The sequence below is a fragment of the Kitasatospora sp. NPDC094016 genome, from assembly GCF_040304045.1.
Taxonomy (GTDB): domain Bacteria; phylum Actinomycetota; class Actinomycetes; order Streptomycetales; family Streptomycetaceae; genus Kitasatospora.
Genome location: NZ_JBEOUK010000008.1, coordinates 88,252 through 110,809 on the forward strand (window position 1 = coordinate 88,252; position 22,558 = coordinate 110,809).

General features: G+C 72.1%; 18 protein-coding genes and 2 tRNA genes. 12 read left to right on the top strand and 8 right to left on the bottom strand.

Going from position 1 to position 22,558, the window contains the following annotated elements; all coding sequences use genetic code 11:
• The first annotated feature begins 54 nt into the window (after positions 1-54).
• From ABT015_RS10710 to ABT015_RS10740, 7 genes are all read left to right on the top strand, one after another.
• Positions 55-537 (top strand): CarD family transcriptional regulator, encoded by a 483-nt coding sequence (locus tag ABT015_RS10710; protein WP_030244332.1) that lies wholly within the window; start codon positions 55-57, stop codon positions 535-537.
• A 311-nt stretch (positions 538-848) separates the two neighbouring features.
• Positions 849-1,574 carry a 2-C-methyl-D-erythritol 4-phosphate cytidylyltransferase gene (ispD, locus tag ABT015_RS10715; protein ID WP_502897285.1) on the top strand — a complete coding sequence of 242 codons (726 nt, stop codon included), beginning with the start codon at positions 849-851 and terminating at the stop codon, positions 1,572-1,574.
• Positions 1,564-2,085 carry a 2-C-methyl-D-erythritol 2,4-cyclodiphosphate synthase gene (gene ispF, locus ABT015_RS10720; RefSeq protein WP_350878367.1) on the top strand — a complete coding sequence of 174 codons (522 nt, stop codon included), beginning with the start codon at positions 1,564-1,566 and terminating at the stop codon, positions 2,083-2,085. Before ispD ends, ispF begins: the two co-directional genes overlap by 11 nt.
• A 146-nt stretch (positions 2,086-2,231) precedes the next feature.
• Positions 2,232-2,624: a PPOX class F420-dependent oxidoreductase gene (locus ABT015_RS10725; protein WP_350878368.1), complete on the top strand. Its 393-nt coding sequence runs from the start codon at positions 2,232-2,234 to the stop codon at positions 2,622-2,624.
• Positions 2,625-2,718: 94 nt separating this feature from the next.
• On the top strand, positions 2,719-4,128 hold the full coding sequence (cysS, locus tag ABT015_RS10730; RefSeq protein ID WP_350878369.1) for a cysteine--tRNA ligase: 1,410 nt from the start codon (positions 2,719-2,721) through the stop codon (positions 4,126-4,128).
• Between the two features lie 135 nt (positions 4,129-4,263).
• Positions 4,264-5,256, top strand: a complete 993-nt coding sequence (gene rlmB, locus ABT015_RS10735) for a 23S rRNA (guanosine(2251)-2'-O)-methyltransferase RlmB (RefSeq protein WP_350878370.1) — start codon at positions 4,264-4,266, stop codon at positions 5,254-5,256.
• A 252-nt stretch (positions 5,257-5,508) separates the two neighbouring features.
• Positions 5,509-7,107, top strand: coding sequence for a DoxX family membrane protein (locus ABT015_RS10740; protein WP_350878371.1), 1,599 nt, complete (start codon positions 5,509-5,511; stop codon positions 7,105-7,107).
• 101 nt (positions 7,108-7,208) lie between these two features.
• Here the strand turns inward: ABT015_RS10740 and ABT015_RS10745 are convergent, their stop codons facing one another.
• From ABT015_RS10745 to ABT015_RS10755, 3 genes are all read right to left on the bottom strand, one after another.
• Entirely contained in the window at positions 7,209-8,000 is a 792-nt protein-coding gene (locus ABT015_RS10745; RefSeq protein ID WP_350878372.1) for a nucleotidyltransferase family protein, read from the bottom strand.
• A 122-nt stretch (positions 8,001-8,122) separates the two neighbouring features.
• Positions 8,123-8,572, bottom strand: coding sequence for a hypothetical protein (locus tag ABT015_RS10750; protein ID WP_350878373.1), 450 nt, complete (start codon positions 8,570-8,572; stop codon positions 8,123-8,125).
• Between the two features lie 194 nt (positions 8,573-8,766).
• Positions 8,767-9,858: an ABC transporter ATP-binding protein gene (locus ABT015_RS10755; protein ID WP_350878374.1), complete on the bottom strand. Its 1,092-nt coding sequence runs from the start codon at positions 9,856-9,858 to the stop codon at positions 8,767-8,769.
• A gap of 283 nt (positions 9,859-10,141) precedes the next feature.
• On the opposite strand from ABT015_RS10755, the gene ABT015_RS10760 reads away from it, so the two are divergent.
• Positions 10,142-10,215 (top strand) — tRNA-Thr (locus ABT015_RS10760).
• Between the two features lie 228 nt (positions 10,216-10,443).
• Here the strand turns inward: ABT015_RS10760 and ABT015_RS10765 are convergent.
• A complete protein-coding gene (locus ABT015_RS10765) occupies positions 10,444-11,388 on the bottom strand; it encodes a nuclease-related domain-containing protein (protein ID WP_350878376.1) in 945 nt (314 codons plus the stop codon).
• Positions 11,389-13,273: 1,885 nt separating this feature from the next.
• Here ABT015_RS10765 and ABT015_RS10770 point away from each other — a divergent pair.
• Together ABT015_RS10770 and ABT015_RS10775 are read left to right on the top strand one after the other, a co-directional pair.
• Positions 13,274-14,218: an SRA domain-containing endonuclease gene (locus tag ABT015_RS10770; RefSeq protein ID WP_350878377.1), complete on the top strand. Its 945-nt coding sequence runs from the start codon at positions 13,274-13,276 to the stop codon at positions 14,216-14,218.
• A gap of 116 nt (positions 14,219-14,334) precedes the next feature.
• Positions 14,335-14,406, top strand: a tRNA-Thr gene (locus ABT015_RS10775).
• A gap of 104 nt (positions 14,407-14,510) precedes the next feature.
• On the opposite strand, the gene ABT015_RS10780 is transcribed toward ABT015_RS10775, so the two are convergent.
• Positions 14,511-14,906 (bottom strand): CU044_2847 family protein, encoded by a 396-nt coding sequence (locus ABT015_RS10780; protein WP_350878378.1) that lies wholly within the window; start codon positions 14,904-14,906, stop codon positions 14,511-14,513.
• Between the two features lie 122 nt (positions 14,907-15,028).
• On the opposite strand from ABT015_RS10780, the gene ABT015_RS10785 reads away from it, so the two are divergent.
• Positions 15,029-16,252 carry a hypothetical protein gene (locus tag ABT015_RS10785; RefSeq protein WP_350878379.1) on the top strand — a complete coding sequence of 408 codons (1,224 nt, stop codon included), beginning with the start codon at positions 15,029-15,031 and terminating at the stop codon, positions 16,250-16,252.
• Here ABT015_RS10785 and ABT015_RS10790 read toward each other — a convergent pair.
• From ABT015_RS10790 to ABT015_RS10800, 3 genes are read right to left on the bottom strand one after another with little or no spacing between them, the layout of a single operon-like run.
• A complete protein-coding gene (locus tag ABT015_RS10790) occupies positions 16,242-16,835 on the bottom strand; it encodes an NUDIX hydrolase (protein ID WP_350878380.1) in 594 nt (197 codons plus the stop codon). The two genes, ABT015_RS10785 and ABT015_RS10790, sit on opposite strands and share 11 nt — an antisense overlap.
• Before the next feature lie 43 nt (positions 16,836-16,878).
• Positions 16,879-20,037 (bottom strand): trypsin-like peptidase domain-containing protein, encoded by a 3,159-nt coding sequence (locus ABT015_RS10795; RefSeq protein WP_350878381.1) that lies wholly within the window; start codon positions 20,035-20,037, stop codon positions 16,879-16,881.
• A complete protein-coding gene (locus ABT015_RS10800; RefSeq protein ID WP_350878382.1) occupies positions 20,034-20,906 on the bottom strand; it encodes a site-specific integrase in 873 nt (290 codons plus the stop codon). Before ABT015_RS10800 ends, ABT015_RS10795 begins: the two co-directional genes overlap by 4 nt.
• Positions 20,907-21,107: 201 nt before the next feature.
• Here ABT015_RS10800 and ABT015_RS10805 point away from each other — a divergent pair, with 201 nt between their 5' ends.
• Entirely contained in the window at positions 21,108-22,418 is a 1,311-nt protein-coding gene (locus tag ABT015_RS10805; RefSeq protein WP_350878383.1) for an MFS transporter, read from the top strand.
• Positions 22,419-22,558: the final 140 nt, after the last annotated feature.

A 22,558-nucleotide genomic window follows, 5' to 3' on the forward strand; every position in this document is an offset into this window, starting at 1 on the left:
CGGGTGCGCTGAAAAGCGTGTTATTCTGGAAAGCCACGGAAGGGGTCCTGTCACATGACGTTCAAGGTTGGCGACACGGTGGTCTACCCCCATCACGGGGCCGCGCTGATCGAGGCCATCGAAATTCGCCAGATCAAAGGTGTGGACAAGACCTACCTGGTGCTCAAGGTGCAGCAGGGAGACCTGACGCTCCGCGTGCCCGCTGAGAACGCGGAGTTCGTCGGCGTGCGCGATGTAGTCGGCCAGGAGGGTCTGGACCGGGTCTTCGAGGTGCTGCGCGCACCGTACACCGAAGAGCCGACCAACTGGTCCCGTCGCTACAAGGCGAACCTGGAGAAGCTCGCCTCGGGCGACGTTATCAAGGTCGCCGAGGTTGTGCGCGACCTCTGGCGCCGTGAGCGCGAGCGCGGTCTCTCGGCCGGCGAGAAGCGGATGCTCGCGAAGGCGCGCCAGATCCTCGTCAGCGAGCTCGCGCTGGCGGAGAACACCAACGAGGACAAGGCGGAGACGCTGCTCGACGAGGTGCTGGCCTCGTAGCGCAGTCGGGCTGCCGCCCACCGCTCACAGCGCCCGGTGTCGGCGCGCCGCTCCCAGGACGAAGCGTCCGGGGGTGGTGCAGTGGCACTTCGGGCGCTGAGGCGTGTCCGGACGACGCCCCCGCCCTGAGCCGGTCCAGGCCCGGCAAGACCGTTTTCCGTCCTGCAAGACCGATTCTGCGGGATTGTGCGGCGGACGGTTGGACCGTAATTCTTCGGAAGGGGCCCGTAGCGCCCGCCGGGCACGCCAAGGCCATACCCACTTCTCCGAAGGAGTGAAACCTGAACGCCTCAGCAGCAGTCGCAGCAGCAGTGGTGCCCGCAGCCGGACGCGGTGAGCGGCTGGGGCCCGGGGCCCCGAAGGCCCTGCGGGAACTGGGCGGCGTGCCCCTCCTGGTGCACGCCGTGCGGGCGCTGGCCCGCAGCCGGGCGGTCGGCCTGGTCGTGGTCGCCGCGCCCGCCGACGGGGTGGCCGAGGTGGTCGCCCTGCTGGACAGCCACGGGCTGGACGGCAAGGACATCCGGGTGGTCGCCGGTGGCGCCACCCGCCAGGAGTCGGTCCGGCTCGGCCTGGCCGCGATCCCGGCCGAGGTGGAGATCGTCCTGGTGCACGACGCGGCCCGCCCGCTCGTCCCGGTCGAGGTGGTGGACGCGGTGGCGGCCGCCGTCCGGGCCGGGGCCGGTGCGGTGGTGCCCGCGGTGCCGCTGGCCGACACGGTGAAGCGGGTCGAGCCGGGCCCGGGCCGCCCCGAGCCGGTGCTCGACACGCCCGACCGGGCCACCCTGCGCGCGGTCCAGACCCCGCAGGGCTTCGACCGGGCCACCCTGGTCGGGGTGCACGCCAAGGCGCTGGCCGAGGAGGCCGCGGGCGCCGCCGACGCGCCGCCGGTCACCGACGACGCGGGCCTGGTGGAGCGCTACGGCGGCCAGGTCGTCGTGGTGCCCGGCCACGAGGAGGCGTTCAAGGTCACCCGTCCACTGGACCTCGTGCTCGCCGAGGCCGTACTCGCCCGCCGGAGGGCCGCCGATGCCTACTGACCCGCTGACGCCCGCCGACCGGGCGCCGGCCCCCGTGCTGCCGCGCGTGGGCATCGGCACCGACGTGCACGCCTTCGAGGCCGGTCGCCCGCTCTGGGTGGCCGGACTGGAGTGGCCGGACGCCGGGGTCGGGCTCTCCGGGCACTCGGACGCCGACGTGGCCGCGCACGCGGCCTGCGACGCGCTGTTCTCGGCCGCCGGGATCGGCGACCTGGGCGCGCACTTCGGCACCGACCGGCCGGAGTGGGCCGGCGCCTCCGGGGTGAAGCTGCTCGGTGAGGCGGCCCGGCTGGTGCGCGCGGAGGGCTTCGAGATCGGCAACATCGCGGTCCAGGTGGTCGGCGTCCGGCCGAAGATCGGCAAGCGGCGGGCCGAGGCGCAGGCCGCGCTGTCGGCCGCGGCCGGTGCGCCGGTGTCGGTGTCCGGCACCACCACGGACGGCCTGGGCCTGACCGGTCGGGCCGAGGGACTGGCCGCGATCGCCACGGCCCTGGTGTACGAACGGCGTTGAGCCGGGCGCGGTCAGCAGGGCCGGAATAGGCGGTCCCTGACGAGTGTTCACCCGGCGTGGCGGTTGATCGGTCGGTAGTGTGCGGTTTCGGGCCCGGGCGGGGCTTCCCCTCGGGCCGTACCGCCGACGATGAGAAGAGGTTCTCGATGGGCGTCGAACTCTCTGGCCCCGCCAAGGAATTGCTCGACCGCAAGAGTTTCGCCGTGGTGTCCACGATCCAGCCCGACGGCAGCCCCCAGTCCTCGGTCGTCTGGGTCACGCGGGACGGCGACGACATCCTGTTCTCCACCGTCCAGGGCCGCCGCAAGCACCTCAACCTGGTGCGGGACCCGCGCATCTCGCTCGTGGTCAACCCGCCGGAGAACCCGTACGAGTACGTCGAGGTGCGCGGCTCGGCGACGATGACCACCGAGGGCGGCCGGGAGCTGATCGACGAACTGTCCCGCAAGTACCGCGGCGAGGAGTACGGGTTCGACGGCCCGGACGACGTCCGGGTGGTCGTGCGGCTCAGCCCGCGCAAGGTGGTCGGCAACATCTGACCGGCCCGCGCGGCCCGTGGTTCCCCGGGGGTGCTGCATATCATTCCCGGGGAATGTCGCGGGGCACCCCCTCCTGCCCACTACGCTTGACGCTGTGAGCATTCGCCTGTACGACACCAGCACCCGCCAGGTACGCGACTTCGTCCCGCTTGTACCGGGTTGTGTCTCGATCTACCTGTGCGGCGCTACCGTCCAGTCGGCGCCTCATATCGGGCACATCCGGTCCGGTCTCAACTTCGACATCATGCAGCGGTGGTTCGCCTACCGCGGCTACCAGGTCACCTTCGCCCGGAACGTCACCGACATCGACGACAAGGTGATCGCCAAGGAGCGCGAGTTCGGCATCCCGTGGTGGCAGATCGCCTACGAGAACGAGCGGGCGTTCAACGACGGTTACACCGCGCTCGGCTGCCTGCCGCCGACCGTCGAGCCGCGGGCCACCGGGCACATTCCCGAGATGGTCGAGATGATGCGGGGGCTCATCGAGAAGGGCCACGCCTACGCGGCCGACGGCAACGTCTACTTCGACGTGAAGTCGTACCCGGACTACCTCGCGCTCTCCAACCAGAAGCTGGCCGACCTGCGCCAGCCCGAGGGCGAGGGTGAGACCGGCAAGCGGGACCAGCGCGACTTCGCGATGTGGAAGGCCGCCAAGCCGGGCGAGCCGAGCTGGGAGACCCCGTGGGGCCGCGGCCGGCCGGGCTGGCACCTGGAGTGCTCGGCGATGGTCCACAAGTACCTCGGCCCGGCCTTCGACATCCACGGCGGCGGGCTGGACCTGATCTTCCCGCACCACGAGAACGAGATCGCCCAGTCCAAGGCCTACGGCGACGCCTTCGCCAGCTTCTGGGTGCACAACGCCTGGGTCACCATGGCCGGCGAGAAGATGAGCAAGTCGCTGGGCAACTCGGTGCTGGTCTCCGAGATGGTCCAGCGCTGGCGTCCGATCGTGCTCCGCTACTACCTGGGCACCCCGCACTACCGCTCGATGATCGAGTACAGCGAGGACGCCCTGCGCGAGGCCGAGGCCGGGTTCGGCCGGATCGAGGGCTTCATCCAGCGCACCGTCGAGCGCTGCGGGGAGGTCGACGCCGCCCCCGAGGTGCCGCCGGCCTTCGCCGAGGCGATGGACGACGACCTGGGCGTTCCGCAGGCGCTCGCCGTCGTGCACACCGCCGTCCGGCAGGGCAACAGCGCCCTGAACGCGGACGACAAGGAGAACGCGGTGGCGCGTCTGGCCGAGGTCCGTGCGATGCTCGGAGTGCTGGGTCTCGACCCGCTCGACCCGCAGTGGGCCGGGTCGGAGCGCGGCGAGCCTGGGACAATGAAGAGCATGCACGGTGTGGTCGACTCGCTGGTCCGCCTGGTCCTGGACCAGCGGCAGGCGGCGCGTCAGCGCAAGGACTTCGCCACCGCGGACGCGATCCGCGACCAGCTCGGCCTGGCCGGGCTGGTGATCGAGGACACCCCGTCCGGCCCGCGCTGGACGATCAACAGCCAGTAACCCCATCTGACGATCGGGGTGAGGGTGGGCCGTACCGGACCGGTGCGGCCCTCCCGCATGACGTAGCGCATGCAGTCGGCCGCCGCCGGACAGAACGGGGCGGCCGGGCATGCCGGACAGACAGGAAGTACAGCCATGGCCGGCAACAGCCAGCGCAGGAACCGCCGCAACCCCGGATCGAAGAAGGGCGCGTCTGTCGGTACCGGCGGCCACAGCCGGAAGGCGCTCCAGGGCAAGGGCCCGACCCCGCCCGGAGCGGAGCGCAAGGGTCACCCGAAGCAGCGCGCCGCCAACGCCGCGGTCAAGCGCGAGCGGGACGCCAAGGCCCGCGCCGGCATGCGCCGCGCCGGCGGCGCCGGTCGCGGCGGGCGGGGCGGCGCGGGCAGCGCCGAGCTCGTCTTCGGCCGCAACTCGGTCGTCGAGGCCCTTCAGGGCGGCGTCCCGGCCACCGCGCTGTACGTCCAGCAGTTCGTCGACACCGACGACCGCGTTCGCGAGGCCTTCCAGGCCGCCAACGACCGCGGCATCCCGCTGATGGAGGCCCCGCGCCCGCAGCTGGACCAGATGACCGGCGGGCTCAACCACCAGGGCCTCGTGCTCCAGGTGCCGCCCTACGAGTACGCGCACCCCGACGACCTGCTGGTCGAGGCCTCCGACTCGGGCCAGGACGCGCTGATCATCGCGCTGGACGGCGTCACCGACTCGCGCAACCTCGGCGCCGTGGTCCGCTCCGCCGCCGCCTTCGGCGCGCACGGCGTGGTCATCCCCGAGCGCCGCGCGGCCGGCATGACCGCCGGTGCCTGGAAGACCTCCTCCGGCGCCGCTGCCCGTCTGCCCGTCGCCCGGGCCACCAACCTCACCCGCACCCTGGAGGCCTACCAGAAGGCCGGCCTCATGGTGGTCGGTCTGGCCGCCGACGGCGAGGCCGAGCTGGGCGACCTGGAGCTGCTGACCGGCCCGGTGGTGATCGTCGCGGGCAGCGAGGGCAAGGGCCTGTCCCGGCTGGTCTCGGAGACCTGCGACATGCGGGTGCGGATCCCGATGTCCGGGCTGACCGAGTCGCTGAACGCCGGTGTCGCGGCGGGCATCGTGCTCTACGAGGCCGCGCGGCTGCGCGCCAAGCGCTGATCACAGCCGGTGTGCGGGGCGCAGGGGAACTTCTGAATTCTCCGCAATCCGAGTGAAAAGCGATCGGGCCCGACCAGGCCCGATCGCTTTTCTCATGATCATTTCAAGTATGCGCCGGACATCCACTCGGGAGAGTGTCCTAAGCGGTGGTCACCCGGTTAGACGGGCGTGGACACCAGAACACCTCGGCGCCCCCTGTTCGGCGGCGGCAGCACCGGGATAGACGCGGGCCCCGGCCTTGACACGGTCAAGGTGCCGTCCGACCCCGCGCGCCTCAGCATCACCCAGGCGAGCTTCCGGCTCCGGCTCGGCGCCCCGGTGGCGCCGCTGATCGAGGCCCCGGCCGGACTGCTGTCCACCGGCGCCGCGTTCGGCGACCCGTACGCCAACCAGGGCCTGATCCGCCGTCCGCTGGTCACCCCGCAGGTCGTCGTGCCCGCCTCCGCCGTCCCGGCGCTCGCGGGGGCCGCCGGGGGCGGCGCTCCGCGCCGCAAGGGCCGGGTCACCGCCGTCACCTGGACCGGGCAGGCGCCCCCCGGGGACCTCGCGGCCACCCAGCTGCTGGACGCCGTCCGGCTCACCGGCCCCGGACCCGACGACGGCGGCCCGGGCATGTCGGACACCCGGGTGATCCCGTCCTACTCGGGCGCCCGGACCGTCCCGCGCCAGCCCCGGGAGGGCGCCGGCACCGCCACCGACGCGGGCATCGGCCCGGTCGGCGCACCGCAGGGCTGGACCCCGAGCGGCGAACTCCCCGAGGTCTCCGCGACGGCCGCCGAGGGCAAGCAGCCCTGGTACCCCGGCCGCCGGGTCGACCTCGGACTGGTCCTGCTGCCGCTGCGCGCCGTCCTCGGCTCGCTGTCCGTCTACGCCGGGTTCAGCAAGCTCTGCGACCCGGTCTACTTCGACGGCGGCGAGCGCGGCTCGATGATGCGCTGGCTCGCCTCGCTGCACCCCTGGAAGGTCGCCGAACCGCTGCTGGCCTTCGCCATGGCGCACCCGGTCGGTGCCGGCCTGGTGGTGTCGTTCACCCAGGTCGTGGTCGGCGTGCTGACCGTCCTCGGCCTCTGGCAGCGGCTCGCGGCCGGCGCGGCGATGCTCCTCTCCGCCGCGCTGCTGTTCACCGTCAGCTGGCGGGCCGTACCGGTCTACGACACCCCCGACCTGATCTTCCTGGCGGCCTGGAGCCCGCTGCTGATCGCCGGAGCGCCGTTCGCCTCCCTGGACGGGCGGCTCAACCTGGAGGCCTGGCGGCACTACGGCGCCGACGCGCCCGCCGCGCTGCGCCGCCGGGTGCTGCGCCGCGGCACGGTGGTCACCACGGTCGTGGTCGGGGCGACCCTGCTGCTCGGCTCGATGCTCGGCGCGGCGGTGCGCACCGGGGCCCGGACGCACCAGGCGCCGGCCCGTCCGGCCACCGACTACGGCACGCCGGTCTGGCCCAGCGGCGCCCCGACCGGTACCCCGGGCGGCCAGGGCTCGTCCACCTCGCCCTCGCCCGCCCCGCGCCCGGCCACCCCCGCACCGGGCCCGACCAGCGCGCCCTCCTCCGCCCCGGCCACCCGCCCGGGCAGTCCGGCGCCGAGCGGCAAGGGGCACTCCGCCAAGGCGGAGACCGGGGCCGGCACGACCCCGGCCCCCGCCGCACCGTCCGCCGCCGCGCCGTCGGCCGGCTCCTCGCCCGCCCAGCGCAGCACCCCGCCCCCCGCCGGCTCGGGGGCGGCGTCCAAGCCCAGCCCGAGCTCCGGGGCGAGCCCCGGGCTGCTCGGCGGGGTGCTGGGCAGCGGTCCGCTCGCCGAGCTGTCCGGTGGTGCCCGCTCCTCCCGTCCGGGGGCGCCCACGTCCACCTGACGGCCCGCGGACGCGATCGGCCGGGTGCTCCGAGGCGGAGCACCCGGCCGATCGTCGTGCGCCGGGGGCTGAGGTGCTGGGGCGCCGGAGGGGGGCGGCGGCTACCGCGGTGTGCGGCCGGCCCCGGAGGCGAGCTCCTTGGCCGCCTCGGTGAGGTCCTTCGCGGTGTCGATGGCACGCCAGTACACGCCCTGCGGCAGCTGGTAGCCCGCCAGCCGCTTGCTGCGCGCCAGCTGCGGGAACGTGGTGCGCTCGTGGTCGCCCACGTCCGGCAGCAGCTCGGCGAACTCCGGGCTGAACACGTACAACCCGGCGTTGATCAGGAACGGCGAGGGCGGCGCCTCGATGAAGTCCAGCACGTTGCCGAACTGGTCGGTCTCCACCGCCCCCCACGGGATCCGCGGCCGGGCCAGCGCGAGCGTCGCGACAGCGTCCCGCTCGTGGTGGAAGGCGGCCATGTCGCGCAGACTGAACCGGGTCCAGATGTCGCCGTTGGTGGCGTACCAGGGCTCGTCCGGGCGGGGCAGCGCCTTGGCCGCGTACTTGAGGCCGCCGCCGCGCCCGAGCGGCTCCTCCTCGACCACCGTGCGCACTCGCAGCGGCAGATCCGCCTTGTCGAGCCACTCCTCCAGCACGGCGGCGAGGTGCCCGCAGGAGACCACCGCGTCGGTGACGCCCTCGGAGGCCAGCCAGGCCAGCTGGTGGCCGAGGATCGGCGTGCCCGTCCCGGGGATCTCGACCAGCGGCTTCGGGCGGTCGTCCGTGTAGGGCCGCAGCCGCGAGCCCTGGCCGCCGGCCAGGATCACGGCCTGGGTGACGGGCGTCGTGGTCGGCCGGGACGGGTGGGTCGGCGGGGACGCGGGGTCGGTGGTGGGGCCGGAGTCAGCGGTCATGCCTGAACAATAGGGCGCCCAACGGGGCAGGCAGCCCGACGGCCGCAGGCCTCGTCGGCCTGCGGCCGTCGGGCCGGCCTACGGATTGGCTCGCCGGGACAGCTGCCGGGTCAGCTGCCAGGTCAGCCGGCGATGCCCGCCGCGAACGACCCGTCGCAGACCGGGCGGGCGAAGGACCGGGCCCGCTGGACGTCGCCCTGGTACTTGCGCACCGCCGCCCTGCCCAGCTCGCCGGCGAGCGAGGTGCAGTACGGCGTCAGCGACGGCTGCTCGCGCATCGAGCGCTCCAGCAGGTCCAGCGCGGCGGACGGGTTCTTGGCCCGCAGCTCGTCCAGCAGCACCACCCGCAGCGACTCCTGCGGGGCGAGCCCGTCCGGGGACGAGCCCGCGGCGGCGGTGGCGGAACGCCCGATCCCGGTGCCGTCACCACTGGACGCCGCCACGACCTGCTGGTCGAGGTTGGTCGGCGGGGCCCATGGCACCCGGGTCACGGCGAGGGTGCCGGTGGTCACCAGGACGACCGGCAGGGTCAGGGCGACGGTCTGGCCGATACGGCGTACAAGCTGCTTCACCCTCAGGAGAGTAGCGGTGGGTGCGGGCCGGATCGCCCTCCGTGACACCATCGAGTGACACCGTGTCCGGGTTCGTCCCCCACCGTGTTGACGTGGGGGTGTACGGACGGAGCCCGTCGGACCAGGAACGGTCCGACGGGCTCCGTCGTGCCGGCCTGCCCCGCCGGTCGACCGACCGGCAGGGCGCGCCGTGCTCAGCTGCTCAGACGGGCGCCCGAGCTGGTCGAGAACACGTGGGTCTCGTTGGCGATCGGCACGACGTGGATCGTCTCGCCACGGGCCGGGATCTGCCGGCCGTGCACGCGGACGACCAGCTCCTTGTCCTCGCCGCCGATCTTGGTGGTGCCGTACACGAAGCCGTCGGAGCCGAGCTCCTCGACGACGTTCACCGTCACCGCGACACCCTCGATGCCGCCCGCCGGGACGATCTCGAAGTGCTCCGGGCGGATGCCGACCGTCACCGACTTGTCGGTGCCGGCGCCGGCCAGGTCGTCGCGCGAGACGTTGACCACCGAGCCGCCGAACTTCACGCCGCCGTCCACCAGCGGCACCTCGACCAGGTTCATCGCGGGCGAGCCGATGAAGCCGGCCACGAACAGGTTGGAGGGCTTGTCGTACATGTTGCGCGGGGTGTCGACCTGCTGGAGCACGCCGCCCTTGAGCACCGCGACCCGGTCGCCCATGGTGAGCGCCTCGGTCTGGTCGTGGGTGACGTACACCGTCGTGATGCCCAGGCGGCGCTGGAGACCGGCGATCTGGGTACGGGTCGAGACGCGCAGCTTCGCGTCCAGGTTCGACAGCGGCTCGTCCATCAGGAAGACCTGCGGCTGGCGCACGATCGCGCGGCCCATCGCGACACGCTGCCGCTGACCACCCGACAGCGCCTTCGGCTTGCGGTCCAGGTACTCCGTCAGGTCGAGGATCTTCGCGGCCTCCTCGACCTTGGTACGGATCTCCGCCTTGTTCACGCCGGCGATCTTGAGCGCGAAGCCCATGTTCTCGGCGACGGTCATGTGCGGGTACAGCGCGTAGTTCTGGAACACCATGGCGATGTCCCGGTCCTTCGGCGGCAGGTGCGTGACGTCCCGGTCACCGATCCGGATGGAACCGCTGTTGACGTCCTCCAGACCGGCCAGCATGCGCAGGCTGGTCGACTTGCCGCAGCCCGAGGGGCCGACCAGCACGAGGAACTCGCCGTCCGCGATCTCCAGGTCCAGCGCGTCCACCGAGGGCTTGTCCGCCCCGGGGTAGACGCGGGTCGCCTGCTCGTACGTGACAGAAGCCATGGTTGTTCTCTCCTTCACCGGCAGGAACGTGCCGGACGATCCGAGTAAAGGGGCGTTCGTTCGTCTCCGTCAGCCCGCCCAGTGGTCTGAACCACCTCACGAACCGACTCCGGGCGACGCTACCTGCGCCTCCGCCGCTTGTCAGCCCCCAGCCCGCCCGATTTCGGCATCGGTTCCATCACGCCCGCCCCACCCGCCAACCCCCGGATATCCCCCCACCCCACCTGCCGGGCCCGGTAGACTGCCCCCGGTGCCGCCGTGATCCCTCGCGGACGGCCACCGTGCCTCCTTAGCTCAGCTGGCCAGAGCACCGCTCTTGTAAAGCGGGGGTCGTCGGTTCGAACCCGACAGGGGGCTCAGCGCCGGACACGGCAGAAGGGCCAGCTCACCGGGGTGATCCGGTGGAGCTGGCCCTTCGTCGTTGCTGCGGTCCTACTCGGGCTGTGCCACGGGCGTGCCAGAAGCGTCCGGCGGATCGTCCTCCCGAGCGCCTTGCGGCGCTCGACGTCGTCCAGAGTGACACTGTCTCGCGCGTCCGTACCCACGACGGGCCGACGCTCATCGACATGTCGCGGGCGAGATGAGTCAGCGGACCTTCCCGCCGCGCTTGCCTATCTGACTCCAGACGTACTGGTGGCGGGCGATGGTGAAGACCCGATCCACCCTGTTCGCGGACAGCGCCGCAGGACGGGCGGGCAGGACATTGGCGATCTGCTCGCCGTCGATAACCGTCACTCCCGGCGTTGCACCGAGCGTGATCTTCTGGGCGCCGACGACGGCGATGACGGGGTGAACAGGCACGTCGAAGCCACACCACGCGGTGAGCAACTTGGCGGTACGGATCGCCTCAAACTCTGAGTTCTCCAGGTACGGGAAGCCGTTGCGGTTGACCTTTACGACCTTGTCGCCGACCCACACGGTGGCGCCCGGGTGGTGCTTCGAGTTGACCGTGAAGACGCCCGGAGGGCCGATCACCACATGGTCGATGTCGGCCCCGGACGGCAGCGGCACCCCGTGCAGGACCTTCCAGCCAGCGGCCTTCAGCAGCTCCAGCCGGGCCCCGACGATCTGCTCACCTTCCAGTCCGCGAAGCGTGCTCGAATCACCGAGGCGCTGGCGGGAGACCTTGGCAGCGAGCCGGACGAGTAGCCCGTACCTCTCCTCGCCCTCGCGCACCAGGCTCTCCAACCCCGCGCCGGGCAGGTTCCGTGCGAGGTCGTCCTCGTCTCGCATTGGAGGAAGGAACGGAACTTCTGCCCGAGGCTGCGGCACAGGCACGGGAGCTGCCTTTGCCGGAAGATTCTTCTTTCCTTGGCGCCGGACGGTCAGCGGTGGCACATGGCTGCCGAAGGACTTGCACCACTCCTCGATCTTGGCCAGTGCGAGAGCCTCGAACTCCGCGACGTCGACCGTGACGACCCCGGTCTTGCAGTCCAGCCAGGCCACTGAATCCCCGCGGGCACCAGCCGTGTTGACGTAGAGCCGTTCCCTCCCCGGCACCCTCCAAGGCTTGACCACCAGCTCCGTCACTCGTCCCCCTCTGGCATGGCCTCCCTGACCAAGGCCAGCATGCCCAGAGACCGATCAGCAGGAACGCGGAGAGCCAGCCAACCGAGGCAGTTCAGCCAGCGGCTAGGAAGCGCGGTCCGGGCGAGCGGAGGTGTCTACGGGTCCAGGGCGTGGGAGCCAGCGCGCGCAGGCTCAGGCGGGCGGTGTACGGGATGGGGATAAGGATCAGGGGAGTTGGGGTTGAGGGAGCGGGGTTGGAAGGCGGCTGTTACGAGTTTCGCTACTGGTTCAAGGGCGCGCACGGCGCGCCAGCGCGCGGCCCTGCCGCTCGCCGTCGCTCCTGTCTTGCGCCCCGCTTCGGCGGCGGCCGGCCGCGCACGTCGAGCGTGCGGCCGGGGATGCCGATGTGTGAATGCCCGCCGGGCAGGCAGGGGCGGTGCGGGTCAGGACAAGAGGCTCCGCCGGGCCCTCTCTCGGAGGGGACCGGGGGTAGGCGCACGGGTGCGGCTTCGTCGCGGTGATCGTGGGCGGGTCGCGGGAGGCCCCCACCTCGACCGGTCACCCGAGGGCGTACCCGGAACCTCCAGGGGCCGCCAAGGCCAAGCGCACGCGTCACAGGGTGAGCCTTGGCGGCCCCTGGAGAACCCGGGTGCGGCGAAGCTGCCCGATCGAGGAGGGGACCACCTGCTCAGCCCGAGGTGTGCCGGTGGCACCAGGGGTATATCCCGCTGAGCACCCTATTTGCGACTTTCCAGTGCAATTCGGCAAAGTGGTTGCGTGCCACCAGTCGTCCGGTTCATCCTGATATGGGCTGTTTCAAAGCTCCATATATCTTTGAATCTCAATCAGCGAGGATTTAGATGAACTCTTTCAATGTGGCCAGTGAGGTTGATGGCCAGTCCGGATGCGAGCATCCGCGGGTCGAGAGGGAGATTCTCCTGGGCATGGATACCGGCGATAAGATCTGCGTTCAGTGTGGAGAGATGTTGACCTCTGGCGAGTGGCAAGACATCAAGAGAGCGCGTCAACAGCCCTGATAGTACGGAAGCTGGTCGGTTCCTGATTGGCTAGCTGAGCTACAACCGGTGCAGGCATCGACGGACGGCCACGGATAGCCAAGGGTCGCCCTGGTGAGTCAGAAGCGCTGCTCGCCGAGGTGAGCAGGGCGCTCAGGTTGCTTCGAAGTGAAGAGTGCCAGTCGGCCCGCCCGTAGGCTGAGCCGCCACTCCATCGCAGCGGGCAGTAGGTTTGTGTTGTGTGCTTGACCTGGGGAACAGGTCAATGCACGCAAGCATCCGTGACGCAGAGTGGCCGGCCCTGGGTTGCAGCCCAGAGCCGGCCGGCGGTTGCGGAGGTGATGAGCGGGTCCGGTCGAGTACAAGGCGACCGGACCCGTTCTTACGAGTTCAGTCGTTCCGACCGGATCGAGAGCTCACCGCCGTGATCGTCAGTGGATCACGCGCTCCGCGAACGCAGAGGCGATGGTCACCAAGAGGCTGAGCCCCGCCAACACCACCTGCCAACGGTCAGGTTCCGGCCAGCGCTTCCAGTCCCTCTTGGGCGATCGGCTCGCCATGTCCGCCTCCTCATGTCGCGCCGCATGACCTTCATGTGGCACATCCAGTTGTGACCAACTGGAGTCTCGGATCGAGGAGTTGGAGGAGCTTGCTGCGTCCAGTACGCAGGCCGCGGCCATCGCGCGCGTCGAATTGATTCATTCATGTGCTTCGCGTGCTGGATTGCGCCCCCTCTCAAGCGTCCACTTCGTTGCTCTGCGTAGCCACCCCCTTCTGGTGTCCGAATCGGATGCGAGAATCTGGCATCCGATCTGGATCATGCATAGCAGCGTACACTACTCTGGTCGAAACGGAAGCCATCAACTAGCGGGCGCCTGAGGGAGGGGTCTATGACGAGCACTGTGGCGGTCCCAACGGTCTGGGAGCTCAAGCCGGGGGAGCAGGTCGAGCGCAAGCAACTGCACGCGACGTACGGCGGGCGGACACAGGGCGGCATTGGGCCGTCAGCCAAGACCCCCAACGTGATGATCTTCACCGACCCCATTGCGGGCGAGAAGCACGGCTACTACGACGACTGGATGCCCGACGGCACCTTCCACTACAGCGGTGAAGGCCAGTACGGGGACCAGCGGATGCTCTCTGGCAATGCCAGCATCCTCAACCACAAAGCTGAGGGTCGGGCGCTTCGGGTGTTCCGAGGCGCTCGCGGGTTCGTCACGTATCTGGGCGAGTTCGCCATCGATGACGAGCGCCCTTGGTACGAGGCAGACGCCCCTGAGACGGGTGATGGGCCGCTCCGTAAGGTGATCGTCTTTCGGCTGCGACCGGTGGATATCGGAACGGAGGCCCACGAGCCGCGGACCAAGTTGGGGCACCTACTGGAGACGGCACCCAGGCCTATCCAGAACATCCCGGTCGAGCAGCAGCTCACGGAGAAGACCTTTGTCGACCCCAACCGGGAGCCGTATGAGGCAGAGCGGCGAGAGTCGAAGTTGGTGCTTGGGTTTAGCGACTACCTACGCAGCAAGGGCCACCAGGTCACGCGACAGCAGATCTTCCCGAAGGGTGAGACTCGCCCGCTCTACACAGACCTCTATGACGAGCAGCTGAACCTGCTAGTCGAGGCCAAGGGCAGCGTGACTCGCGAGAACGTTCGCATGGCTATCGGCCAGCTGGCCGACTACAGCCGCTTCGTGAAGGGGGTTACTCGCGCGATCCTGCTGCCGTCCAAGCCGCGGGCCGACCTGCTAGACCTGGCGTTGAGCCAGGGCTGCGAGATCATTTGGCCTGAGGGCAAGACGTATGCCTGCACAGATTCCGAGATCGTTCGGTAGGGGCCGCTGCGATAGATCTAGGGTACGTGCCACAGGCGTGCCAGAACGGGCGGTACGTGGCGGTGAATCGCGGGCGCCAGTAGCGAGGCGATCCGGAAACCCGCAATGTGGCCGAGCCCCAGGTCGGGCAGGGTGCCGGACGGCCGCTCTTGTAAAGCGGGGGGCGTCGGTTCGAACCCGACGGGGGACTCGTAGGGCGAAGGGCCGGCTCCACCCGGGTGATCCGGTGGGGCTGGCCCTTCGTCGTTGCGGGTGGCGTGCCGGAGGCCGTGGGGTGGTGTGGGGTGGTTGGTCAGCTGGGTTCGGGTGCGGGTTCGGGGGGTTCGTTCGGGTCGTCGGATTCTTCCGATTCCGCTGGGTCGTTCGGGGGGCGGGGAACGGCGGTCTCGCCGCTTTTCCGCCAGGTCGCCGTCACCTTCAGGCTGGCCTTTCCGTCGACTCCCGTCACGGCGCTCACGAGGACTCCCGTCTTGACGGAGAGCTCGATTCCGAATTCGAGCGTGAATTCGTCGGGGGCGGCCGCCCGCAGGCCGGATCGCACGTTGCCGACCACGGTCTGGAGGGTGCTCGCGAGGTCGTCCAGCTGGTAGCTGGGGCGGCGCAGGGCGACGTCCCTGGGCCCGCGCTGCTCCTCGATGCGGGCCCAGAAGGTCCCCTCGGGCGTCACTACTTGGACAAGCTCCGACATTTCTCCTCCGAGGGGTGCCGTGGCCGGGGTCGAATTGCCAAAACCGGTGACCGGTCCGGGCCGTGGGCCTATCCTTCTTCTTCGCGAGGGGAACTGTATCGGGCGCCGAAGGGTGGCAGGCCATGGATATGGGACAGCGGGCGGCGGGCACCGAACGCATCTACCTCTCCGATGTGGAGCCGCACGCGGCGGCGCCGATCGACCGGGCCTCGGACCTGCGGTCGCGGGTCCTGCTGCACGTCCTCTTCGCCGACACCCTGCTGATCGGCGACTCGCAGGGCCTCAACAACAGGTACTTCCGGGCGCTCGTCGACGCCGAGGAGGCGCGGAAGGTCCGCTGGTCCCCGGGGGCGGCGGCGCTCTCGGACTTCGGCGCTCTCCTGGAGGCCGGCCGGCTGCGGGTCGCGCTGCGGGCGGGCGGGACCCTGCGCGGGATCAGCGACGGTCACCGGGCCGAGGGCGTGGAGAACGCGCCCGACGTCCCCTACGTGGAGCGGCTGACCGGGGTGTCGTCCGCGCACACGGTGCCGTACGACGGGGCGGCCGTCGCCGCCGCGTTCAAGTCCGGTGTCCTGACGCGGATCGAGGCCGCCGAGCGGGACTTCGCCGGGAGCGCGCGGGAGGCTCTCGAAGCCGCGCGCGCCTGGGTCGCCGAGCAGGATCCGCTGCTCTACAAGCAGCTCCGGGACTGGCTGGCCGGCTACCGGAGCGCGCGCCCCGGGGGTAGCGCCGAACTCGTCCTCGTGCTCCAGTCGGTGGACGACTGGGCCGGCGAGTCCTACCGGCGGGCGCTGCCGCAGGCCCTGGGCGTCGGTATGGCCGGCCCGCGTGACGGCGAGGGCACGATCCCGGTCTTCCGGAGCCGGCGGCTCGTCGAGTGCGCGGGGTTCTCGGCGGTGGTGCTCGACAACCTGTTGCTGTCCCAACTCCCGGTGGAGGTGGTGTTCGAGGCGATCGAGCAGCCCTCCCGGGTTGCCCTGGTCGCGGAGTTGGGGCGGCTGCGCCGGGGGATCCAGCCGGACACGGCGGTGTTGCGTTCGGCGGTCGACGAGTTCAGCGCGTGGACGCTGGAGGCGTTCGAGCGCACCTTCCGCCGCGTCGGGGGCCTGGCGTGGGAGCACTTGCGGGGTGAGGTCCGGCTGATGCGCTTCGGGTTGGACGAGGATCCGGTCGCCGGTCGGCTGGGGGCCGGCCTGGAGGTGGTCTCCCCGGCGAGCGACGGCGTTCGCGACCTGTCGCTCCACGTGGTGAACGGCCCGGGCGTGGCGGGCCCGGACCCGCAGCACCGGGCGCGGCCGCGGCCGTTGCGCGAGCTCGACCCCTTCGAGCGGGTGGTCACCCTCTGACGGCCCCGGTCTGCGGGTCGGGGTGGGCCTGGAGGAGGGCGAAGGCGGCCAGGGTGACGCCGCAGGTGATCCGGCCCTGCCGCAGCCAGCGCGCCATCAGGTCGGGGGAGACCCAGACCGGGTCGGTCACCGATTCCATGGCCTCCGGACGGGCGGTGGCGGTGCCTCCGGGGAGCACGGTGGCGCGGCAGACGTGGATGCCGTTCTCGATCAGGCCGGTGTCCGCGTGGATCAGGCCGAGGCTCTCCACGGTGGAGGCGATGAGGCCGGTCTCCTCCCTGAGCTCGCGCGCGGCGGCCACCTCCGGGGGTTCGCCGGGCTCGCAGCCGCCGCGCGGGAACTCCAGCGAGGCGGCGCCGACCGGGTAGCGGTAGGAGGGCACCAGCGCGATGCCGTCGGGGCCGGTCGCCACCACGACGACGCCGGTCTGCGACCACTGCCACCGGAGGTAGTTGCCGGCCGTGCCGCCCGGGGCGACGACCTCGTCGTTGTAGAGCCGGCCGAAGCGGTTCCCGAAGACCTCGACGGCCTGGCGGCGTCGGATCGGGGCGGGCGCGGCGAGGTCCTGAGAGTCCGTGGGCATCATGCTCCTACCTGCCGTCGTAGGGCCGCAGGTGGCGGCGGCCTCACCTGCCATGATTGCCCATGGTCGCCAGCTGCTCCACCCAGTGTGCGCGCTCGTCGGTGAACTCGGTTATCTCCGATGAGAGTTGGACCAGCATCTGCAGCGAGGACCGTTGCGCGGCGAGCCGTTGCCGGTCGCCGGGCGGAAGGGCGGCGCGCAGCTGTGCGGCCTCCCGCAGCGCGCGGTACGCATCGTCGTCCCGGCCGGCCCGGACGAGGCCGATCGCGTGCCGGTGCAACGCCTCCGGGAGCCTGGCCAGGTAGCGGCCGGGCTGCTGGTCGGCGAGCTCGCGCAGCAGTTCGAGCGCCCGGTAGCCGGCCGTCACCGCCTCGACGGGCCGGCCGGCCAGCTGCCCGCACCGGGCGAGGAGTTGGAGGCAGGTCAGCAGGGTGGCGTCCTGCCGGGCTCCCGGTTCGGCCTCCTCGCACAGCTCGACGCCGTGCGCGGCCGCGTCGAGGGCCGCGCTCACCTGGCCGTCCTCCATCCGCACCAGGGCCAGGGTGCTCAGCGCCGTCGCGGTGTCCAGGAGGTACGTCTGGCGCAGGGTGTCGTCCCCGTCCGCCCCGGCGAGGAGTTCCTCGTAGCGGGCGACGGACGACCTGGCGTGTTCGAGCGCCGGTTCGGTCCGGTGGGCGCGGTGCAGCAGGAGGCTCACGTTGTGGAGCGCCCTCGCGTACTCGGGGAGATGGCGTCCGGTCTGCCGGACGAGGTCCCGGCTGAGGCGGACGGCCTGCTGGGCGGCGGTCAGCGCGGAGTCGCCGTCGCCGGGGCGGACGCCGTCCGAGGCCGGCCCGCCCGGGGCCAGTCCGTCCGCGCCGAGTCCGCTGGGGTCCAGTCCGTTGCCCAGTCCGTTGCCCGGTCCGTCCGGGGCGGTCTCGTCGAGCCGGAGGCTGTAGCTGATGAGGCGGCGCAGCCTGCGCAGCTGGTCCTCCTCGCCGAACTCGGGGTCCGGCCGGTCCAGCAGGCGTTTCAGGACCAGCGCCGCCACCGGCGACATGCTGGAGGGGTAGCCGGGCAGCCGGCTCTCGACGGCGGCGAGGACGTCCGGTTCGCACGCCCGTACGGCGGGCAGCATGAGGGCCGCCAGCGGTTCGGCGTGCGGCAGTACGGCGCCGTTGGCGGCCAGGGCCGGCAGGAGCGCGTCGGGCCGCTCGGCGATGCTCCGGGCCAGTGCGGCGTCCAGGGCCGGGTGGGCGGGGTGGTCCACGACCCGCCCCACCCCGGTGCAGCCGCGGGCGCGGGCGAGGATCTCCACGGTCTCGGTGGCCGCCGCGATCCGCTGCTGCGGCGAGGCGGGGTCCGGCGGGTCCAGCAGGGCGAGCAGGTACTCCTCGGAGCGTCCCGAGCTCTCCGGCGTACTCAGCACCCGTCGGACCAGGATCTCGCCGATCCGGCTCGGGCCGACGGGGGCGACCAGGCCGTCCTCGGCCGGGTAGAGCATGCGCAGGAGGGCGTTGACGACGTTCATGTTGAGGGGCGGATGGTGGGGGAACGCCTCGGCCCGGACCCGTTCCAGCAGGGCGATCAGCTGGTCCGAGCGCCGCCCGGGGGCGAGGACCGGGACGAGGAGGAGCCCTTCCGCCAGGAGCCGGCCGGCCTCGCCGGCCAGGGCCGGCTCCGCGGGCAGCCACGCCGTGAGCTGCGCGTGCCAGACCCGGACCTCGTGGTCGCAGAGCCGTTCCAGTGGATCGCCGTTCCCGGACCAGCTGCTTCCCCGGGCGAGGGTGAGGACGGCGTCCAGCGCGAGTGCCAGCACGCCGAGCAGCGAGTCCTCCCGCCCGGCGCGCGACGGAAGGCTCCTCGGTACGGGCAGGCGGTCGTGGCCGAGTCGTCGGGCGAAGACCTCGAAGGCCGAGACGACCAGCGCGGCGGGCGAGGCGTCCCCGGCGGAGGCAGCGGAGGCAGCGGAGGCGGCGGAGGGGATGGAGGCGGCGGAGGGGATGGCGGGGATCGTCCTGGGGAGTTCCACGACGCTGGCGTCGGCCAGTGCCCAGTCGTCGACGCCGCTCTGCAGCGCCCGCCAGAAGGGCTCGGCCGTGCGGGCGAGCAGCAGCAGGCGCAGTCGGGGCTGCTCGGGTCCGAACCGCGAGACGTGGTCCACCAGGGTGCGGATGTCCTCCAGCCGGGCCTGGGCGTAGTCGAAGACGGCGAGGACCGCCAGGCCGTCGTCGAGGGCGGTGGTCAGCTCGTCCAGCCACCCCGCTCCCGCGAGGCTGCTGCGCTGCACGAAGCCCGCGAGCCAGCCGTCCTCGGCCATCAACCGGCACAGTTCGGCGGCGATCCGGGTCTTGCCGGAGCCGCCCGGCGCGTGGAGCAGGCGCAGCAGCAGCGGGGTCCCGTCGGCGCACCAGGCCCGCAGTTCGGCGAGTTCGGGGCGGTCGACGAAGGGCATCGCGCCCTGTGTCAGCAACTGGGCGGGGGTCGGCCGGGGTGTCTGGCGGGGGCGGTGGTGCCCGTACGCCCCGAAGAGCCGGATCTGGCGCCCGGCCCGGTCCATCGCCAGGTCGTACCAGGCCGTGCCGGGCCGGTGGCCGAGTCCGTTGCGCCGGGCCAGTTCGGGGAAGCAGGTCCGCACCGCGTCGACGGGGACCATCCAGCCGCCCAGGACGGCCGTCTCGTCGCGGGAGGTCTTGAGCACTCCGCACACCCGCCCGGTGGCGGGGTCGAGCACGAGGCTGCCGCTGAACCCCTGGACGACCTGGTCGCTCTTGAGCCGGACGAAGTGGCCCGCTTCGCCGGACCGGCCGACGACGGAGAGGTGCAGGGTGTCCCGGTGGGTGCCGGCGTCCAGGGTCGCGTCGCTGAATCCGTGGACGATCACGTCCGAGCCGCCGGGGGGCACCTGGTCGGCGAGCCAGACGCCGGCGGTGTCCAGCGGTTCGGGGAGGCGGAGCACCGCGAGGTCCGGGTAGGCGTAGATGCCGCCGTCCGGGTCCTGCCGCGGTTCTCGGGCGATCACTTCGGCCCGGAGCGTGCGCCCGTCCACCGTCACCGCCGGGTGCGGGTCGGAGCGGACGACGTGGGCGCAGGTCAGCACGGTGTCGGGGGCGACCAGGAAGCCGGTGCCGGAGCTCTCCGCGGTCTCGATCAGCACCGCCTGTTCCGTGGCGAGTCGGCTGACGGCCTCCCGGCGCCGCCGGGTCTCGTTGTCGGGGATCACTCGGGGTCCCTTCGATCGGGGGTGCCAGGGTGTCGTGCCCGGCCGTCGGAATCCAGTGGCGGGGTTGCACCGGGTCGTAGTTGACGCAGGGTCCAACCGTGGGCGCCGGGGGTCAGGTGGGTGGTGTGGGCGGTGAGGAGTTCGGCGGCGCGGCGGTAGGAGAGGCGGGCGCGGCCGGTGTGGGGGCAGCGGTCGGGGGCGGGGGTGCCGGCGGGGGCGCGGCGGGCGGTGAGGAAGAGCGGGCCGGTGGTGCGGCCGGCGACGAGGAGGGGGAGCAGCCGGGCGGTGCCGCTCCGCCAGTGGACGGGGGTGCGGCCGGGCCGGTGGAGGGTGCGGTGTCGGGGCAGGTCGAGGTGGTCGGTGTCGAGGGCGAGGACGGTGTCGATGGTGGCGCCGGATTCGTGGAGCAGGTGCCAGAGCGACTGTTCGCGCAGGGGCGCGCGGAGGGTGAAGAGGGCGCGCAGGTCGTCGGGTGTCAGCGCAGTGGCGGTCGGTTCGGGCCGCGGGCCGGGGTGCAGGTCGGTGGTGGGGTCGTCGTCGAGCCAGCGCTGGGCCCGCCACCAGGCCACGGCGGCGCGCAGGGTGGAGAGTTCGCGGTTGAGCGTGCGCGGGTCGGTGTCGGCGCGGCGGCGGTCGGCGGCGGTGCGCAGGCGGCGGGCGGCGTCCGGGTGGTCGAGCAGGGCGAGCGGGAGGACGGGCGGCCGGGCGCGCCGCCGTTCGGGGCCGGTGGGGGCGGGGCGGTCGGCGAGGGCCCAGGCCCAGGTGTTCAGGGCGATCCGGTAGATCCGCCGGGAGCCTTCGGCGAGCCCGGAGGCAGCCAGGTAGCGCTCGACGGCGACGGCGTACTCGACCGGGGGGAGTTCTGCCATGGCGGGCCTCTTCCGCAGTAAATCAACTCGCGCCGGACTCCTGAAGGCTATCGTCCAAGCGCAGTAAATCGCAGGTGAACGGCCATTTCTGAGGCCGTTTACTGCGGTAGTCGACAGAGCGTGAAATATTGAGGCCAAAAGACTCAACTTTTTCCTGGAAGCCCTTGAACGCCGTTTCCGTCCGGAGGCAGACTGCCGCCCATGGCAGTGGATGTGGAGCGGATCCCGGCCCGCCGTCGGCGGCTGGGAGACCGGCTCGCCGTGCTGGGCGAGCGCGATTTCGCGTGGTTCTTCGTCGGCTACTCGACCTCCCTCCTCGGCTCTTCGATGGCACCGGTGGCGGTGGCCTTCGCGGTGCTCGACGGCGGCGGCAGCGGAACCGACCTGGGGTGGGTGATGGCGGCCCGGATCCTGCCGGTGGTGCTGGTGCTGCTGGCCGGCGGGGTGATCGCGGACCGGTTCGGCAGCCGCCGGGTGATGCTGGGCTCGGACGTCCTGCGCGGGCTCGTCCAGGCGGTGTTCGCCGCGCTGCTGACGGCCGGGCGGGCGCCGGTCTGGGTGATGGTCGCGCTGGTGGCGGTGTGGGGGATCGGGGAGGGGCTGTTCCTGCCGGCCCTCGGGGCGATCGTGCCCGGCCTGGTGCGCCGGAAGGAGCTCCTGGCCGACGCGAACACCCTGCTGGGGCTGGCCCGTTCGGTGGCCACGGTGGCCGGGCCCGCGACGGCCGGTCTGGTGACGGCGGCGCAGGGCCCGGCGGTGGTCCTGCTGGTCGACGCGGTGACGTACGGTGTCGGCGCGTTCGCCCTGGCGAGGCTCCGGCTGCCCGACCGGGCGGCGAACGCGGCCGGTGGTGGGCAGTCGATGCTCGCCGAACTGCGGTCCGGCTGGTCGGAGTTCGCCTCCCGGCCGTGGTTCTGGATCACCACCGTCCAGATGGGCCTGTTCAACCTGCTGGTCTGGGCGCCGTTCCTGGTGCTCGGCCCGCTCACCGCGCAGCGGGACCTCGGCGGTGCCTGGGCCTGGGGTCTGGTCATGGGGGTGTACGGCGTCGGCGCGGTGCTGGGCGGGCTGGTGATGCTCGGGCGCCGGCCCGAACGGCCGCTCGCGGTGGCCACCGTGGCCGCGCTGGCCTGGGCGCTGCCCTCCGCCGTGCTCGCGGCCGGTGCGCCGCTGCCGTGGGTGGCGGCCGGCGCGCTGGTGGCGGGGGTCGGCTCGGCGGTCAGCGGGACGCTGCTCAGTACGACGATGCAGAGCTGGGTGCCGCCGGAGGTGCTCGGCCGGGTCAACTCCTTCGGGGCGCTCGGCGCGTTCGTGCTGGGGCCGCTCGGGCTGGCGGGGGCCGGACCGGTGGCGGACCGGATCGGCGTGGACAAAGTGCTGCTGCTCGGTGCGGTCTGGCAACTCGCGGCCGGTACGGTGGTGTTGGCGGTGCCGGCGGTTCGGAACCGCCGGTGGGAGGGGAGCCGGTCCGGCGAGGGCGGGCGGCACGGCGACCGGGAGGGAGCGCCCTGACCCGCGCTGGTCCGGCCTGCGCTGGTCCGGCCCGCGCTGGTCCGACCTTCCAGGATCCGCCGACCCACCCGCCCCCGAACGGCTCCGGGGCGCACCCCCGGCCCCCGGTGCGGCCCACCGCGCACCGCGCCCGGCCGGCT

What these genes read in the sequence shown, in the direction of transcription:
- ABT015_RS10710 (WP_030244332.1), top strand. Translation starts at nt 55, where the DNA reads ATGACGTTCAAGGTTGGCGACACGGTGGTCTACCCCCATCACGGGGCC.
- ispF (WP_350878367.1), top strand. Translation starts at nt 1,564, where the DNA reads ATGCCTACTGACCCGCTGACGCCCGCCGACCGGGCGCCGGCCCCCGTG.
- ABT015_RS10725 (WP_350878368.1), top strand. Translation starts at nt 2,232, where the DNA reads ATGGGCGTCGAACTCTCTGGCCCCGCCAAGGAATTGCTCGACCGCAAG.
- rlmB (WP_350878370.1), top strand. Translation starts at nt 4,264, where the DNA reads ATGGCCGGCAACAGCCAGCGCAGGAACCGCCGCAACCCCGGATCGAAG.
- ABT015_RS10745 (WP_350878372.1), bottom strand. Translation starts at nt 8,000, where the DNA reads ATGACCGCTGACTCCGGCCCCACCACCGACCCCGCGTCCCCGCCGACC.
- ABT015_RS10755 (WP_350878374.1), bottom strand. Translation starts at nt 9,858, where the DNA reads ATGGCTTCTGTCACGTACGAGCAGGCGACCCGCGTCTACCCCGGGGCG.
- ABT015_RS10770 (WP_350878377.1), top strand. Translation starts at nt 13,274, where the DNA reads ATGACGAGCACTGTGGCGGTCCCAACGGTCTGGGAGCTCAAGCCGGGG.
- ABT015_RS10780 (WP_350878378.1), bottom strand. Translation starts at nt 14,906, where the DNA reads ATGTCGGAGCTTGTCCAAGTAGTGACGCCCGAGGGGACCTTCTGGGCC.
- ABT015_RS10785 (WP_350878379.1), top strand. Translation starts at nt 15,029, where the DNA reads ATGGATATGGGACAGCGGGCGGCGGGCACCGAACGCATCTACCTCTCC.
- ABT015_RS10790 (WP_350878380.1), bottom strand. Translation starts at nt 16,835, where the DNA reads ATGCCCACGGACTCTCAGGACCTCGCCGCGCCCGCCCCGATCCGACGC.
- ABT015_RS10800 (WP_350878382.1), bottom strand. Translation starts at nt 20,906, where the DNA reads ATGGCAGAACTCCCCCCGGTCGAGTACGCCGTCGCCGTCGAGCGCTAC.
- ABT015_RS10805 (WP_350878383.1), top strand. Translation starts at nt 21,108, where the DNA reads ATGGCAGTGGATGTGGAGCGGATCCCGGCCCGCCGTCGGCGGCTGGGA.